Annotated in this window: 12 protein-coding genes; 9 read left to right on the top strand and 3 right to left on the bottom strand. The window is 55.4% G+C overall.

Features of this window, described 5'->3' with window-relative positions; genetic code table 11:
- The first annotated feature begins 19 nt into the window (after nucleotides 1-19).
- The 9 genes from CPA50_RS09315 to CPA50_RS09355 all read left to right on the top strand — a co-directional run bounded on the left by CPA50_RS09315 (nucleotide 20) and on the right by CPA50_RS09355 (nucleotide 12929).
- Complete coding sequence (locus tag CPA50_RS09315; protein ID WP_096782107.1) at nucleotides 20-364, top strand: hypothetical protein; 345 nt, start codon at nucleotides 20-22, stop codon at nucleotides 362-364.
- Nucleotides 361-723: a GPW/gp25 family protein gene (locus CPA50_RS09320; protein ID WP_096782108.1), complete on the top strand. Its 363-nt coding sequence runs from the start codon at nucleotides 361-363 to the stop codon at nucleotides 721-723. The genes CPA50_RS09315 and CPA50_RS09320 overlap by 4 nt, the downstream gene beginning before the upstream one ends.
- A complete protein-coding gene (locus CPA50_RS09325; RefSeq protein ID WP_096782109.1) occupies nucleotides 720-3119 on the top strand; it encodes a putative baseplate assembly protein in 2400 nt (799 codons plus the stop codon). Before CPA50_RS09320 ends, CPA50_RS09325 begins: the two co-directional genes overlap by 4 nt.
- Nucleotides 3116-5809, top strand: a complete 2694-nt coding sequence (locus tag CPA50_RS09330) for a putative baseplate assembly protein (RefSeq protein WP_096782110.1) — start codon at nucleotides 3116-3118, stop codon at nucleotides 5807-5809. Before CPA50_RS09325 ends, CPA50_RS09330 begins: the two co-directional genes overlap by 4 nt.
- Nucleotides 5806-7998 (top strand): hypothetical protein, encoded by a 2193-nt coding sequence (locus CPA50_RS09335; protein WP_096782111.1) that lies wholly within the window; start codon nucleotides 5806-5808, stop codon nucleotides 7996-7998. Before CPA50_RS09330 ends, CPA50_RS09335 begins: the two co-directional genes overlap by 4 nt.
- A 19-nt stretch (nucleotides 7999-8017) precedes the next feature.
- The gene (locus tag CPA50_RS09340; RefSeq protein ID WP_096782112.1) at nucleotides 8018-11524 is read left to right on the top strand and encodes a DUF6519 domain-containing protein; all 3507 of its coding nucleotides are present in this window, start codon (nucleotides 8018-8020) and stop codon (nucleotides 11522-11524) included.
- 95 nt (nucleotides 11525-11619) lie between these two features.
- Nucleotides 11620-11928 carry a hypothetical protein gene (locus CPA50_RS09345; protein ID WP_096782113.1) on the top strand — a complete coding sequence of 103 codons (309 nt, stop codon included), beginning with the start codon at nucleotides 11620-11622 and terminating at the stop codon, nucleotides 11926-11928.
- Between the two features lie 88 nt (nucleotides 11929-12016).
- Nucleotides 12017-12367 (top strand): RidA family protein, encoded by a 351-nt coding sequence (locus CPA50_RS09350; RefSeq protein WP_096782114.1) that lies wholly within the window; start codon nucleotides 12017-12019, stop codon nucleotides 12365-12367.
- Between the two features lie 127 nt (nucleotides 12368-12494).
- Nucleotides 12495-12929, top strand: a complete 435-nt coding sequence (locus CPA50_RS09355) for a DUF3465 domain-containing protein (protein WP_096782115.1) — start codon at nucleotides 12495-12497, stop codon at nucleotides 12927-12929.
- A gap of 27 nt (nucleotides 12930-12956) precedes the next feature.
- Here the strand turns inward: CPA50_RS09355 and CPA50_RS09360 are convergent, their stop codons facing one another.
- From CPA50_RS09360 to CPA50_RS09370, 3 genes are all read right to left on the bottom strand, one after another.
- The gene (locus tag CPA50_RS09360; protein WP_096782116.1) at nucleotides 12957-14447 is read right to left on the bottom strand and encodes a helicase HerA-like domain-containing protein; all 1491 of its coding nucleotides are present in this window, start codon (nucleotides 14445-14447) and stop codon (nucleotides 12957-12959) included.
- An 87-nt stretch (nucleotides 14448-14534) separates the two neighbouring features.
- On the bottom strand, nucleotides 14535-15899 hold the full coding sequence (locus tag CPA50_RS09365) for a sensor histidine kinase (RefSeq protein WP_193825468.1): 1365 nt from the start codon (nucleotides 15897-15899) through the stop codon (nucleotides 14535-14537).
- Complete coding sequence (locus CPA50_RS09370; RefSeq protein ID WP_096782117.1) at nucleotides 15899-16582, bottom strand: response regulator transcription factor; 684 nt, start codon at nucleotides 16580-16582, stop codon at nucleotides 15899-15901. The genes CPA50_RS09365 and CPA50_RS09370 overlap by 1 nt, the downstream gene beginning before the upstream one ends.
- Nucleotides 16583-16628 lie beyond the last annotated feature (46 nt).

Raw genomic sequence — 16628 nt, forward strand, 5'->3', positions numbered from 1 at the left:
AACGTTAAGGAGAAACGCCATGCCAGGACCTGTATTGACGATCGCCTCAGCACTGACCTGCCCTCACGGTGGCACTGTCACCATTGCGCCTGGCAACAGCAGGGTAATGATCCTTGGGCAACCAGCAGGGACCGTGGCTGATATGTATACGATTGCCGGCTGCCCGTTTCAGATACCTATAGGTACCGGTACCAAGCCACAGCCATGCATCCGTATTCAATATACGGTGCCAGCTACCCGTGTGACTTCTCTGGGGCAACCTCTGGTACTGGCCACCAGCACCGGCATCTGCCTTTCCCCCGAGCAGATTCCCCAGGGAGCGCCCATGCCGGTCACTGTTCAATCGCGGGTGGTAGCCATATGAAACACATTGATTTTCCCTTTCGTGCCAACTCGCTGGGCCACACCGCTGAGGCCAGTGATGGCGAATACATCCGCAACCTGATCGAGCAGGTGCTGTTTACCCACCCTGGCGAACGCGTGATGCGCCCTGATTTTGGCGGTGGTGTACGCACACTGGTGTTTGAGCCCAACGGCGAGCAGCTGGCCAGCGCCACCGAGATCAATATTCACGCATCACTTAATCAGGCATTGGGAGAGTTGCTGGATGTTACCGGCGTGCAGGTGCAGGCCAGTGAAGCGACCCTGCGCATTACAGTGCGCTATGGCATCCGGGGCCAACCACAGGCACAGCTTGCAAGCTTTGAGAGGAAACAGTCATGAGCGCACTGTACGCCTGCGATGACGACGATCGCCGTCGCGCGGTCCGGGTTCAGGCCACAATCAATGGCATCGACTTTCTGGAAGTCGAGCCTGGCCAGACAGCATTGAATGTTACCTTTATTCACCCGCTGCCCGGCGAGGTCGGAGCCATACCTGATTTGCCTGAGCTGGATGTGAGCCAGATCGCTATCAGGGGCGGAACCCGGATAAGCCCGATTACCGTATTGGCGGTAAGCAGACCGCAGCCAAATGTTCTGCGTGTAGCCGTCGATCAACCCGGAGATTTCTCGCCTTACACGCTGCGCCTGCAGGCCGGGCCAGACACTCTTGATCCGCCACCGGGTTTTGACCCCACACTCTGTACCATCGAATTTTCGTTCAAGGCAACCTGCCCCACCGACCTGCCCTGCGCTGAGCCAGCCTCCTGCCTCGCCGCACAGCCTCCGGGCCCGGTCATAGATTATCTGGCCAAAGACTACGACAGCTTTCGCAGTGTGATGCTGGCGCGGCTGCGGCAACTGATGCCTGGCTGGCAAGACAGCAGCCCGGCGGCCCCCTACATCGCACTGGTAGAGGCCCTTGCTTTCACCGCAGACCGCTATAGCTATATGCAGGATGCCGCCGGCGCCGAGGCATACATTGGCACCGCGCGCCAGCGTATCTCGGTAGCGCGTCATACCCGTCTTATCGGTTATGCACTGGCCAATGGCAACAATGCCCGCAGCTTCATTCATTTTAATGTGTCGGCCGCCGCAAACGGGCAGACATTACTGTCAGGCACACCTGTTCTCAGTAAAACACCTGGCCTGGGGGCAGACATCAGCATGGAGCAGTATCAGGATGCACTGGCAAAAGGCGCTTTGTCGTTTGCCACCATGGCTGATGTTCAGCTGAACGCTGCCCACAATCATATCGCCTTCTACAACTGGAGCCGGCGAGATTGCTGTCTGAAGGCCGGAGCCACTCGTGCGACGCTGGTCAATTCACCCTTACTCAGCCTGGCAGTGGGCGATTATCTGCTTTTACTTCAGACGCTGGGCGTTACCACCGGCGTCGCCGCTGATGCAGACCCCGGTCTGGCACACGTTGTACGCCTCACTGAGGTCGTCAGTGACAGCGACCCTCTGGATGGCAGCGCTGTACTCAATATTGCCTGGTCAGGTGCTGACGCCTTGCCGTTCGACCTGCCATTGTCCGCAGCTGTGGGCGCTGATGGTGCTGAAATCCCTGTGGCCGAGGCCCGTGGTAATATTACCCTGGCCGATCACGGCGCCTGGATGCCAGTGGCCCTGTCACCCGATACTGTGCCAACAGAGGAACCGTTCCGGCCCTGTTTATTAACACCAGGCATCACCTATGCACGCCCGCTCAACACGCAGACGACAACCGCCAGCGCTGCGCTCAGGAACGATTCAGCACCCGCCGCACCGGCAGTTCAGCTAAAGGATGCTACCGGGACCTGGACCTTTCATCCAGATTTGTTGTCTTCAGATCGCTTCGCTAACGATGTAGTCGCGGAGCTGGACGACGCAGGCTATTGCTGGTTGCGCTTTGGCGATGACAGCAACGGCCGAGCACCTACCCCGATCAATAAGTTCACCGCCATGGCCCGCGTTGGCAACGGCACGCGTGGCAACGTCGGCCGGAATACACTGAGGCATGCAGTAACTGTGGCCACAGGTGGAGCCATAACAGGCATTCTGAACGTATCCAACCCCTTACCTGGCAGTGGAGGTAAGGACGCAGAGACACTGGCCCACGCGCGCTTGTTTGCACCTGCTTCAGTGCACCGTCAGGAACGTGCGGTAACCGCAAGCGACTGGTCTGAATGGGCGTTGCGCTACCCAGGAGTACAACGTGCAGCCGCAGAACTGCGTTGGACAGGTTCCTGGTATACCGTATTTGTCACAGTCGATCGCATAGGCGGAGGCAGCATCAATGCCGACGAACCATTCCGCCAGGGCTTGCTGCAACACCTGAACAGGGGGCGCCTGGCCGGTTATGATCTGGAACTGCGCGACCCATTGTACGCGCCGGTACGCCTCAGGCTGAGAATCTGTCTGGCACGTAATTTCTCCAGTGCCGACGTAAGGGCCGGCCTGCTCGATTGTTTTACTTCAGGCCTGCAGCGCAATGGCCGCAAAGGGTTCTTCCATCCTGATCAGTTCAGCTTCGGCGATCCGCTTTACGCCAGCCGCATTTATGCTGCTGCGATGGCCGTCGACGGCGTCGGCTCGGTTGAGATTCTCACCTTTCAGCGCTGGGATCGCGCTGCCAACCACGAAATCAGAGATGGCGTGTTAACCCCGGATGCACGTGAAATTGTGCAACTGGAAAACGACCCGAACTTTCCCGAGCGAGGCACTCTGGACTTGTTAATGGAGGGGGCACTATGAGCCGGCAGAATCAGGATTGCGGCTGCGGTACTGTAGTCGGGGCCACGCCACAAAAAATCGAACCGGCGCCATTCCAGAACTCGATCGACTACCGGATCGGTCATCATGGCAGCTTCATGGCCTCGCAGCTGACGGGTTTTTCCGCCAGTACTGAGCTTGCACTTTTCACCAGCCGGGACAGTTCTGATCCGGCGATCGCCCTGCTCGATAGCTGGTCCACCGTCCTCGATATACTGACCTTTTACAACGAACGCATTATCAATGAAGGCTTTCTGTATACCGCTACGGAACGCCGTTCTCTATTGGAGCTGGGCACTCTGATCGACTACCAGCTTGCACCGGGGGTATCGGCTGAAACCTATCTTGCGTTCTCTACCGACGAGATTCCCAACAGCCCGGTCGAGGTGATGGTTCCTGCAGGCGCCAAGGTCCAGAGTGTGCCATTCAGCATCGACGAGTTGCCTCAGACCTTCGAGACCAGTGCCGACCTGCTGGCGCGGACTGCACTCAATGATATAAGGCTGGAACTGGCGCTGTATACAGCACCTGCACCCGGCGACACCGCCGTTTATCTTGATGTAGCAAGCGCACGACTGAAGGCTGGTGATGCTTTGCTAATCGTTGGTGACGAACGCAAAGCCTCGCCTACCAATCGCCGCTGGCAGGTGCGGCGCGTACTGGCGGCTGCCGTTGTACCCGAAAACCCGGTATCGCGCCTGCCCGCACACGCCGCAATTACGCTGGAAAGCGCGTTGGACAACGCTGCCCGTCTGCCCGACAAGGGTATCCGGGCATTTGCATTCCGCCAGCGCGCCAGCCTGTTTGGCCACAATGCCCAGCCCTGGCAGACACTGCCGATATCGCTGCGACTCGGCGAGCTATCACCGATTCTGATGTCATCGCTTGTCACCGAACCGATGACCGGCACCAGCTTATCAGCCGCAGCCGCCACTATCGAAACCGATGCAATCAACTGGGCAGCTGAAGATCTGCTTCTCGGTCTGGAACTACTTCAAACCAATAACACCGACAAGGACCTCCTGGTCGGCCCTTTTGCCGGTCGCTCCAGCACATGGGCCGATGCGAACTTTAGTGACGATGAACCTTATCTCTATCTCGACCAGGTCTACGACAGCGTCGTCGCTGGTGGCTGGCTTGTGCTGCGCAAGGCAATTACCGGAGGCACTGATGAAGAGCTGTATTTCATCGAAGAAGCAGCCGAGGTAAGCCACTCTGATTTTAACCTTACGGCCAAGGTAACCCGGGTCAGGTTATCAGGCGCCGGACTGAGTAAGTTTTCACCGCGTAATGCCACCGTTTACTGTGCCAGCGAAGCCATCGCCTGGGCTCGCAAACCAATTGAATCCACAGTCAGCGGCCAGCACCTGCGACTCGAAAAACCCGTTGCCGAGCTCGCCAAAGACCAATTGATATCAATTCGCGGCCTCAATGAATCCGGCCGGGAGGTTGCAATGATTCGCCGCATCGAAGCGCTGGCAAATATTGCTTCCAAAGGCAGTGCAGAAATGCAGGACAGCGTAACAGAGACCACTGAAATTACGCTCGCACGCGTGCTTGATGAGCCCCTCACCCGCGGCAGTGTGCGCATTAATGGAAATGTTGTGAGCGCCAACCATGGCGAAACCCGCGCTGAGCCCATTGGTTCTGGTGATGCCTCGCTGGCCTTTCAGGTGCTGGATTTGTCCACCGCGCCACTGACCTTTGTCAGTGCGCCTGGAGGCAACGGCCGAGCCTCAACACTGAGCCTGCGCGTCAACGATATTCTATGGCAGGAAACGCCTGATTTTTTACATGCCGGAACTGATGATCGCGTTTACCGCCAGCGCATAGACAATAACGGCAAAGTGTCGCTGACCTTCGGCGACGGCATTACTGGCGCCAGGCTGGCATCTGGCAGCAACAACGTAAGCGCGACCTATCGCATTGGCACTGGTCTCGCGGGCCTGCTTGATGCCGATCGTCTGACGCAGCCTATGACACGTCCGGTAGGTATTCGCGGGGTGACCAATCCTTTGCCAGCGACCGGCGCTGAAGATCCGGAAACCCTGGCCAGTGCGCGTCGCAATGCTCCGGTTACCGTCAAAACCCTGGGCCGTATTGTATCGCTGACCGACTACGAAGATTTTGCTCGCAGCTTTGCTGGCATTGCCAAGGCCAAGGTGACCTCCCTCTGGGATGGCAGCCGCAGGCTGGTTCATCTGACCATCAGCGGTGCAGGCGGCACGGCCTTCAGTGTTGAAGACAAGACTTACATTAACCTGATAGCCGCGATCGACGCCGCAAGGCCTCGCGGCCAGCCAATCCGTGTGGCTAGTGGGGAAACCGTGCCGGTAATCATTGATGCCGAGATATGGATACATCCTGACTACCTCGCAGAAACTGTATTTGCCGAAGTTCGCAGCCACCTTGAAGCAGCATACAGTTTTGATGCTCGCGACTACGGCGAAGCTCTGCCCGCGAGCCAGGTTATTGCCACTATCCAGCAAACGCCAGGCGTTAATGGTGTGCGTCTGCTGCAGTTTCAACGCAAAGCCGATGCTTCCAGCGGCAACATGATCAGTGAGCTGTTACTGGCAGCTACCGCCAGTTTTGAAGGCGGCGTAATCAGGAAAACCGAGCTTCTGACCCTTGCACCTGAAGACCTGACACTGCGGGAGATCAGCCAATGAGCGACATCTATGACCTTTTGCCCGCTCACATCCGCACCCGGGACCTGGAAACAGGTGGTGCACTCAAGGCCCTCTTCGCTCTGGCACAGCGTGAAGGCGATCTGGTCGAAGCCAGTATTCGAGCATTATCCGAGAGCTGGTTCATCGAAACCTGCCCACCCTGGGCCATCAGCTACATTGGTCAGTTGCTGGCAGTAAGGCCGCTGCATGATCTTGGCCCCGACAGCGGTTTCTCGCCTCGTGCCTGGGTTGGCAACACCATACGCAACCGTCAGCGCAAAGGCACACTGGGCGTTATCGAAAGCGTGGCCAGCGAGGCCACCGGGCTGCCGGCACGCGCTAACGAAATATTTGAACGCTTGTCCGCAACCCAGGGGATGAATCACCTGCGCCTGCACCGCAACGCCTCGGCCCGGATTCGCGATGGCGACCGTATGGCGCTGGCCGGCTCAGCCTTTGACCAGACGCCCAGAATCACTGGAGTACGCCGCACCGGGCATGGCTCTGGCAGCTACAGTATTCCTGATATCGCGATTCACCTCTGGCGCCTGCAGCCCTACCGCTTGCCGTCTGTAAGCAGCGCAGCCTTATCTGATTATCAGTTCAGTATTGATCCGCTTGGCCGCGACCTGCCCCTGTTCTGGAGCGGGCAGACCGAGGAAAGCATCGACGATCTGGCGGGTATGCTGCAGTTACCGGTAAAGCTGGAGCGTCGCCCGCTTTACCGGGAACTTGAAGCTGCACGACAGGCGATTACCGATGGTGTCAGCTTCACGCCTTCGTGGTTTGGCGCCAATCCCGTGGTCGTACTGGAAGTACAATGGGTTCTCGCCGGCCCATGGCAGAGTATTGACCCGGCCATGATTGCCATTTGCGATGTGCATGATGTCGGCGGTGGCGACTGGCGCCGGCCACCCGGGGATATCGAATACGTCTCTTCTGCTGGCGCCACGGAAAACCGCAGCATTGTCGTCGGCCTTGACCCTGTCCGCGGACGTGTGGCTTTGCCAGAGGGCCAAAGCGCAGCGGCCATGCGCACGACCTGTATTTATGGCTCACCCGGTGATGTTGGCGGCGGATCTTACGAACGACGCTATAGCGCTGAAGACCTGCTGGGCCGCAGTGTCGACTTCCAGGTTGGCGTTACCACCCGCTTGCCCGGCAATGGCTCAACCCTGGTTCCCACTGTGGCGGAAGCAATTGCCTTGTGGAATGCGCGTCCGCCCGGAGAGGCAGGCCTGATCGTGCTTATGGACAATGACCGCTTCGAAGAAGACCTTACCGGGCCTGATGCCGTGCTGCTGCAGGAAGGTTCCGCCCTGGCACTTATAGCTGCAGACTGGCCGCTGCAGGCAGCGGAAGGGGGTGGCACTGAGCGTTTAGCCGGAACATTCTCGGCGCGCGATCGCCGTGCAGCGCTTATCGGGCCACTGCACGTCGAAACTCAGGTTGCCTTGGGCGCCGAACTGCCTTGCCGCTTTGCTCTCAACGGCATACTGATGCAGGGCGAGCTGAGTTTTAGCGGAGCCGTGGGTACAGCCTTTGGCCGCATTGATCTTGCCCATGTCAGCATTGATCCCAGCAATGCACTGACACTGTCAGACGCTACCATCGAAGAAACCCTGAGCCTGACCCGCAGCATCTGCGGCTCGCTGCAACTAGGCACAGCAGAAACAAATTTAAATATCGTGCAAAGTCTTGTGGATGGACATGCCGCGAGCGCCATAAGTGCCCGCGCTGCTGATCTCTGGCTGGAGGGCTCTACGCTGATTGGCGCAGCCCATGTCGGCGAAGTGCAGGCCACCGACAGCATTTTTGACGGCGTCCTCGTATCGGAGCGCACCCAGACCGGTTGTTTACAGTACTGCTATTACCAGCCGGAAAACTCACGCACACCAAGACGCTACCGCTGTCAGCCCGATCTCGCCCTGCTCGACCAGCCATTGGCCCTGCAAGACGGCATCATTGCCGGCCTGCGCCCCCAGTATGCCGCAATTGACTTCGGCCAGCCCGACTATGGCCGGCTCGCCGACCACAGCTCACCGGCTTTGTCAGAAGGTGCTGCTGATGGCGGAGCCATGGGAGTCTGGGGTTTTCTCGGGCTACCCTGGAGAGAAACCAATCTGGCGATTGCAACCGAAGAGTATCTTCCATTCGGCCTGATGGCCGGTTCGATTTACGAAACATAATCTTGATGGAGAGCCAGCTATGAAGGGCGACTTCTCACGTTACACATTTGATCCCACCAAGGGATTTACTCAGGTACTTCGACAGCAGGGCCGGGTCGACGTGGATGCGGACTGGAACGAGCAACAGGCTATTCATAGCTACCTCGACCGCACGACTCGCAGCGATCTGATTGGGCCGGCGGGTGCACCAATCGAAAACGCCGGTTTTTCTATCGAACTTGATGACGGTGCCTTGCGTATCGGTGCCGGGCACTTCTACGTGCAGGGACAGTTCGTTGAGCTCGGTCAGGCAACTCTACTGGCGGACCAGCCCTATCTGGCTGGCGTTTATCCTTTTCTTGATACCGACGGCACACCGATAGAGGATCCGGCTTCTGGCCGCTATGTGTTCTTTCTGGAGACCTGGGATTATCACATTACGGCGGTTGAAGACCCGTCCCTGAAAGAACCTGCTCTTGGAGCGAGTGGGCCCGACACCACCACTCGCCTTAAAACCGCCTGGCGTGTGCGCGCCCTGCGCCTTGGTGATACTTCGAGTGAGGTGCATTGCGAAACATCCACACCAGCCTGGAGCAGGCTGATCACACCACCCGATGGCACATTGGCCGCACGGGCTCGCGCTGAACCGGCAGCCACCAACCTTTGCGTTCTGCCCGAGACCGCAGGCTACCAGAGCCTTGACCATCACCATTATTACGTTGAAGTCCACGATGCCGGCAGCGATGGCGCCGCCACCTGGAAGTGGTCACGGGATAGCGCAGCATTCGTGGCGCGTTGGCTGGCGCGCAACGGCAACGAGCTGACGGTGTCCACCACCGGGTTCGATGCGCATATCGGTTTTCGTAACGGGGGCACTATTGAGTTAACCAGTGACACACTTGAGCTGGCCGGCCTGCCGGGCACCCTGGTACGCGTTGATCTGGTAGCAGGTGATGTGTTGCATATAGACGCCGCCACCGCTACCGGGTCCCTTGATCTCGCAACATTCGGCGACAACCCCAAAATTCGCGCCTGGGACAGCGCTGGTGCACTGTCGCTGACCTCCGGCGCGTTTCTGGCGCTGGAAAATGGCGTTGAAGTGGAATTCGGTGCAGGTACCTACAACACCGGCGACTATTGGATGATCCCGGCCCGCTCAGGTATTGGCGTGCTTTGGCCACAGACTGGCGGCGTGCCACAGGCACGTAAAAGATTTGGCACTGAGCATCGCTTCGCACGACTGGCAATCATGGACTTTTCGGGCGAGGACTGGAGCCCTGTCGCGGACTGCCGCCCTCTGTTCCCCTGGGCCAATGCACTGATGACACTGGACGTGCTGAGTGGTGATGCGCAACACGTGTTGCCCGATCCAGCCAATGCCGCAGCGCTGCTGCAGCTGCCGCAACCGCTGCAAGTCGGTGTCGCGCGCGGCGCTTATCCGGTACCGAATGCCCGCGTGCGATTTCGCGTTACTGCAGGCAATGGCCAGTTGACGGGCGGTGCCTCAGAGTTCGTGATGTTCACTGACAGCAACGGCCACGCCCAGGTCGATTTCCTGCTCGATTCAACCACCCTGGTTCAAACGGTCGAAGCACAATTGCAAAGCCCCGGCGCTGACCCACGCCACCTCACACACCAGTTCAGTGCTCGTCTGTCGCGCGCTTCAGAGGTGTCTTTCGACCCTGCCAATTGTCCACCACTGGCCGGTGATCGTACGGTGCAGGCCGCTATCGAGCGATTATGCCAAAACCACGCGTCGGGATGTGCCACTTATGTGCTGTCGCCGGAGAGTGACTGGCGTGCGGTATTACTGGGCCTTACCCCGGGTGAGCATGCGCATATCTGCTTCCGGCGCGGTATCTACCGTACAGACACCCGAATTGAACTGCGCAATCTCGGGCATATCGTACTATCCGGTGCAGGTGCTGGCAGCCGCATCCTTACAGAAGGCCCTGAGTGCGCATTGCTGTTTGCAAACTGCGCCAGCCTGAAAGTCAGCGACCTCGCATTTGCAGCCCCCAAGGCCAGTGATCCCCAATCACCGATTGCCGATATCAACGGTGTACTGACGGCACAGGCCTGCGGCGAGGTCACGGTACAGGGCGTGCATATTCTTACTGGCGCCTCAGACCGCAATGACCGGGCCTGCCTTACTGTCCGCGAGGTTCAGGGTGGCACTGCCACAACCGTAACACCGCGAGTGCAGATCAGTGACAGCGAATTTCTCGTGGGAAATGGTCAGACAGGAGTACTGATCACCGATGCCGGAATCGTCAACATCAGTCACAACCGTGTCACTGGCCAGGGAGAGGTACCACCAGCAACCGACTCTGACGGCAATAATATTATCAACCCGGCCCTGCTCGATGGCATCCTGAATCGACTTGTATCGAATATGGTCGCCGACACTGGCCAGCCGCAAGGCAGGCCCGAGAAAGGAGTTCAAGTCTCTGCGGGCATGTTCACCGCCTACATTGACTCGACAATCGATGAGCGCGACTGGCGAATGGCTGTAGCGAAAAACCCACCCGTCGAGGCAGAGCTGAAAGACAACGAGGCATTCGCGGTTTATCTTGGGCGCGTTGCAGACGATATTGCAGCCAACCCATCACATGCACCAAGCTATGAGCGCATACGCAACGCGGTGAAGCTGGCATCACTTGAGCCGGAACTGAAGCCTGAGGCGGCACGCCGCATCATTCTCGGCGAGCAACCCATTGAAGTTTCTGTAGCATCGCCCGGCAATACAGGCCGCAGGATATCACTCAGCGTGCGCGAGCACCGGGTCTCGTTCAACTCAGAACTGAACCAGGCGCAATGGAACCAGCTCATTGGTGCAGTGCCAACCAAAACCGTCAACTCCCCGAGCGTGCTCAGCCAGGTGGTGAGAGAAACAGCGCGCCGGCTTGCGATCGACCCTACGTTTCGTGCCCGGTTCGATTTCGCGGAAAAACTGATTGGAAACCTCGTTGCGAGAACGGCAGGCGTAGCCGCCAAAGGTATAATCTGTGGTGGTCGTCGTCTCGATGAAGTAAGCATCAGCGGCAACAGCTTTGAGCGAGTGCACGAAGGCATTCGCGTTGCGGTCAGCCATAGCGCTGAGGCATCAGCACCACCAGACTTCAGCCGCGCAGTGGCAATATGCGACAACCACATCACACTATCACTGCCCGGGGCAGCGACACGGGGTAATCAGGGTATTTTGATTGGCAATGCACAACGCGTTCTCGTCAGCGGGAATGAGCTGCGTTACTCCCGGCTTGGCGATGACCCGCTGTTCGCTGTTGGCATTGAATTGTGGGGGCATTACGGCTCACAAATACATCTGCGTGAGAACACTGTTGAACGCGCTGAAAGCGCAATACGGGTCACCTTTGAAAACGATATTGGTGTTACCAAAGAGGTCACTGCACTGTGGCGCGCCATCGGCAACCTTTCCGTCGGTGGCGGCGAAGCACCATTCGTATTCAGGACAGACCCGGGAAGCTCTGGCAGCGCGCAGACAGTAAACTTTATCCAGCGCGACAATATGGCTGTCGAGGAATAACAGTTAACATTGGCTGTGACAGGAATACGAACTTTTTGGGTCACTGAGGTTGGACGCAGCCAATAAATCTGGACTCATACCCGGAGGGAAATTCAATGCGATATTCAGGAATCTTTGCCAGTCTGCTACTGCTCTCTTGCCCGGCATTCTCTGCTGATATGACGGATGAAGAACGATGTCTGAAGCTTGGTGAGGTGGCAGAGGAAGCGTCCCGCATGCGAATTGCCGGTGAGGACAAAGATACTGCAACCAGCAGCCTGCTCAAAATGTACGGTCAACCAGAGTCCGGCCTGACAACGGATAAGATACGCGGCATGGTGATGGTCTCTTACATGGCGCGGATGGAGCCAGAAAAGATGCGGGATTACGCCATCGCCCAGTGCAAAAAGGATTCCATAAAATAGGAGGCCTGCCGGCCTCGATTCATGTTTTCCCAACGTTTATTATGCTTCCGGCAGTACATTCATTACATTTCCCAATCAGGCGACAGCAATGACTATAGAGCGTATTTCCACGAATAACCGCATGAGCAGGATCGTAAAGCACAACGGCGTTGCTTACCTTTGCGGTCAGGTTGCCAAAGAAAGGACCGGTGACATTCATACCCAGGTAACCGGGATGCTGGAGAAAGTGGACGAACTGTTGGAGAGCATCGGTTCCGGACGCGACAAAATTCTGTCCGCAACCATCTACCTCGCCGATATGGCTGATTTCCAGGCCTTGAACGAGGTATGGGATAACTGGGTACCTGACGGGGAAGCCCCTGCAAGAGCCTGTGTGCAGGCACAAATGGCGTCTCCGGAGTTGCTGGTAGAAATCTCTGTAATTGCCGCGACATCCTGACCAGGAAATGGTCAGTAAGTAACCCGGAAACAGCACCAGCCCTGGCAGCAGATGTCAGGAACTGGGTGCACAATAGTTACCCGGCAAGTCACAGCTTTCGGGCACACCTGAAGAGTTCAGTCACACTATGAAAAACCTGCTTATTGCATTTCTTGTTGTCGCTGGCATCTTCGGATATCTCCAGAATAACCCGGATACAGTCTCTTCATTTGCTGAAGAGACTGTACAGAGCGACCAGACGCTTGCGGACGCCTATAAAAACCAGTTAAGCGGTATACAGGTCCACGGGTCAGCAGAAGTCAGCCATATTCTCCGTGATGACAACAAGGGCAGCCGTCATCAAAGGTTTATTCTGCGGCTACCGTCTGGCCAGACGGTGTTAGTCGCCCACAACATCGACCTGGCGCCAAGAATAAGTAATCTGAACAAAGGCGACAGAGTGCAGTATTTTGGTCAGTACGAATGGAATGCCAAAGGCGGCGTTCTGCACTGGACACATCATGACCCCAAGGGACGACATGTGGGCGGATGGCTTAAGCACGAAGGGCAAACCTACCAATAACCCTTGTAAAACATGCTGCCGGGCAGCTTAACGCCCTTTGAACAAAGACCCAAGCACACCCCGCAAGAGACTCCGGGTTACTTCCCTGCCCATTGTACGCGCCACGCTTTTTGCCATGGTTTCAAAAACCCCCTGGCGTGAGGAACGTCGAGCTGATGCGGTTTTTCTGCTTTTTCTGGCCGGGGCTTTATAAACCCTGTTTTTATCAAGAGTTGCCTGTTCAGCTTCTCTGGCGGCCTGCTCTGCCCGTTTTTGTAGTTTTTCATAGGCAGATTCACGGTCAACAACCTGATCATAACGGGGGCCAAACTCACTCTGGCTGAGAATACTTTTACGTTCCTGGGCCGTAGCTGGCCCTATACGCGAAGACGGTGGCCGTATAAGCGTTCGGTCAACGATGGATGGCGTGCCTTTCGCATCGAGTGTGGAAACCAGGGCTTCACCAACTCCGAGTTCCGTTATGACTTTTTCGGTATCAAGGCCGGGGTTTTGGCGGAAGGTAGAGGCCGCAGCACGAACGGCTTTCTGATCGCGGGAGGTAAATGCTCTTAAAGCATGCTGCACCCGGTTGCCGAGCTGGCCAAGTATTTTGTCGGGAATGTCTGTTGGGTTTTGTGAAACAAAATAGACCCCTACCCCTTTGGACCGAATCAACCGCACTACCTGTTCAACTTTTTGCAGCAGAGCTTTCGGAGCATCTTCAAACAGCAGGTGGGCTTCATCGAAAAAGAACACCAGCCTGGGTTTTTCGGGGTCTCCGACTTCGGGCAATTCTTCAAACAGCTCGGCCAGGAGCCAGAGCAGAATGGTGGCATATAGCTGCGGCCGTTCGATTAGCTGATCAGCCGCCAGCAAGTTAATGTGCCCGCGGCCGGCGGCATCGCAACGCATCAGATCGGCAAGTTCCAGGGCCGGTTCACCAAAAAACTGATCACCGCCCTGCTGCTCAAGCTGCAACAAGCGACGCTGTATAGCGCCTACGGATGCTTTACTGACGTTGCCATATAAAGCTGTGAGTTCCTTTGACTGTTCGGAGACAAAGGTCATTAATGCTCGCAGGTCTTTCAGATCCAGCAAGGCCATGCCGTGATCGTCCGAGAGCTTGAAGGCTATGTTGAGAACGCCTTCCTGAGTGTCGTTGAGTTCAAGCAGGCGGGACAGTAGAAGCGGGCCCATATCCGAAACAGTGGCCCGCATGGGATGGCCTTTTTTACCAAACACATCCCAGAATACCGTGGGAAAACCAGTGAAATCGTAGGGTTCCAGGCCAACCTGCGCTGCACGTTTGGTAAGAAAAGGCTTGGTCGTGCCTGGCTGGGATATGCCAGACAAATCGCCTTTAACATCAGCCATGAACACCGGCACACCCTGAGCAGAAAATCCTTCCGCAAGAATCTGCAGGGTGACCGTTTTGCCGGTACCGGTTGCTCCGGCGATAAGGCCATGACGATTGGCTCGTTTTAGCAGCAGGCTCTGAACGGAACTGCCTTTTCCTATGAAAACTGAATCTTCCGGCACCGGATTCACCTTTGTTTTTTGTTAGCCTGATTTAAGGCCAGTCATGGAGCAGATGCAACTATTGTTGTGTCTGTCCCATTTATCGATTTACTCCTCTTCCGGAATTGTCGAAGCATGCCCGCCGGATCGGGGGAAATCCTTGCCTGGGTCCGCGTGATTACTATCGCAAAAGTCGACAGTGACCTGATAGTGCCCTTGTTCATCCGCTATCTCATAAAACCAGCCGTGACGTTTAATGATTTTTTCACTCAACTGTAAACCCAAACCGTAACCCATTGCCACTTTTTTGATTTTTGAGCCTGTTTCAAACAATGATGAATCAATTTTACGTTTGCTATTAATAATAGTAACGCGACTGCCAGACTGTATTACTTTTACCTGACCATGCTGTGTATGTTGATATGCATTTCTAATAAGGTTACTTAAAACTATATGACAGGCGGTTGCCCTTACATTAATCTGAAAGGACTCCACATCAATATCAACATCGACATCTTTATTATTAAGCAAATAATTGAGCTCATCGCACAAAAAGTTAACCTTCTCATGCAGATTTATCGGCTCAGGCTCCATATCCTGTTCATCACCACGGCTAAGCCAGAGTAAGGTTTCGGTCAAGTCGCTCATTGTTAAGCCTGCCCGTTGAATACGCTGCAACGTGAGTTGCTGTTTCTCACTGAGAGGGCATTTTTCGCTGAGACGCTGGAGCAGATCAACATTGCTACGAATCACCGAAATAGGAGTGCGCAGTTCATGGCTGGCGTAACTTAAAAAATCCTGCTCACGCTCCAGGCTTCGGTGTGCGGAGATTAAGCTACTCTGGATCATCGAGGCCAAAACATTCAGTTCGCTGTAACTGAAATCAGGTGGAGAGCTTTGTATATTGTCCTGATCCATTGATTTTGCCCAGTTTTTTAATGACTCGACAGGCTTGGCGATCTTTTGCATGATCATGAACAAGATGAACGAAAATACTGATATGGCCAGCAGTGCACTAAAAAGCGCCCAATACAGGCGGTTCTTGGGAGGAGTGTCCCCCGGGAGCTCAACCCTGTCCCTTTCCAGCATGATCCTTGAGACAAACTTTCTCCCGCCCTCAGGCATATCGGCTAATACCACGAAATAGATATTTTCAGGAATGGAAAAAATTGAAGACTGGTCCTTTAATTTCTGGAGCTGATTGACCTCTTCTGGTGGCGACCCAAAGCGCTTCTGAATAATTTCAGGAGTATCCTCCCAACGCCTGGCAACATTAAAACCAATGACATCAACCGACTGCCCGTCTGCCACATCAGTTGTTCTGGCAATATCGAACATCACTCCTTTCAAGCCTTTATCAAGACCGCTGATATAATAATTAACGCTTAACAAGGAGAACCCGACCGCCATAACCGAGCCAAGCAACACTATACTTATAAAAGAGAATAGCCTGAGGCTTGGCCTGATTTCCACTATGACTCTCCCTCACCACTCTCTCTTAACGCAAAACCAAAACCTGGAACCGTATCCAGTACAACATTGCAGCCTTCGGCATCAAGCTGCTTTCTAATATGATAAATATGAACTTTCAGGCTATTACTATCAGGTTGTTCACCACCCCATACTGCCTGCATAATCTGTTGCCGGCTCACCGCTTGCGGGCTTGCACGCACCAATACTTCCAACAATTTAAATGCTATGGGAGAAACTTTTAAAATTTTATTTTTTATCTGGCAAGTGTGCTGGGCCAAATCCAGGGTCAAACCACCCATAATCAATCGTTTTACTTCACCGCTACGACGCTTTGCAAGTACATTTACCCGTGCCACCAACTCTTTTATCGAAAAAGGCTTAACGAGATAGTCGTCACTACCGGCTTCAAAACCCTGTAGTTTATTTTCCAGACTATCGCGGGCCGTCAGCATGAGTATAGGTATATCCATGCCTTTTTCACGCAGTGTACTGCAAAGGGTCAAGCCGTCCATTTTGGGCATGTTAATATCGAGTATGATCATTTGATAATGGTTGCGCTGAACCAGGTTCAGCCCCATCAGTCCATTACTGGCATGATCACAGTCAATCGATTCGATTTCGAGATAGTCAACAATGGTGGTAGCGAGGTCAATATCATCCTCAACCAATAGTACATTCATCATTCAGTTGCTCTTCCTTTATCCCTACTGACTTTATTACCCTGAAACA

The sequence above is a fragment of the Marinobacter sp. ANT_B65 genome, assembly GCF_002407605.1.
In the GTDB taxonomy this organism is placed as follows: domain Bacteria; phylum Pseudomonadota; class Gammaproteobacteria; order Pseudomonadales; family Oleiphilaceae; genus Marinobacter.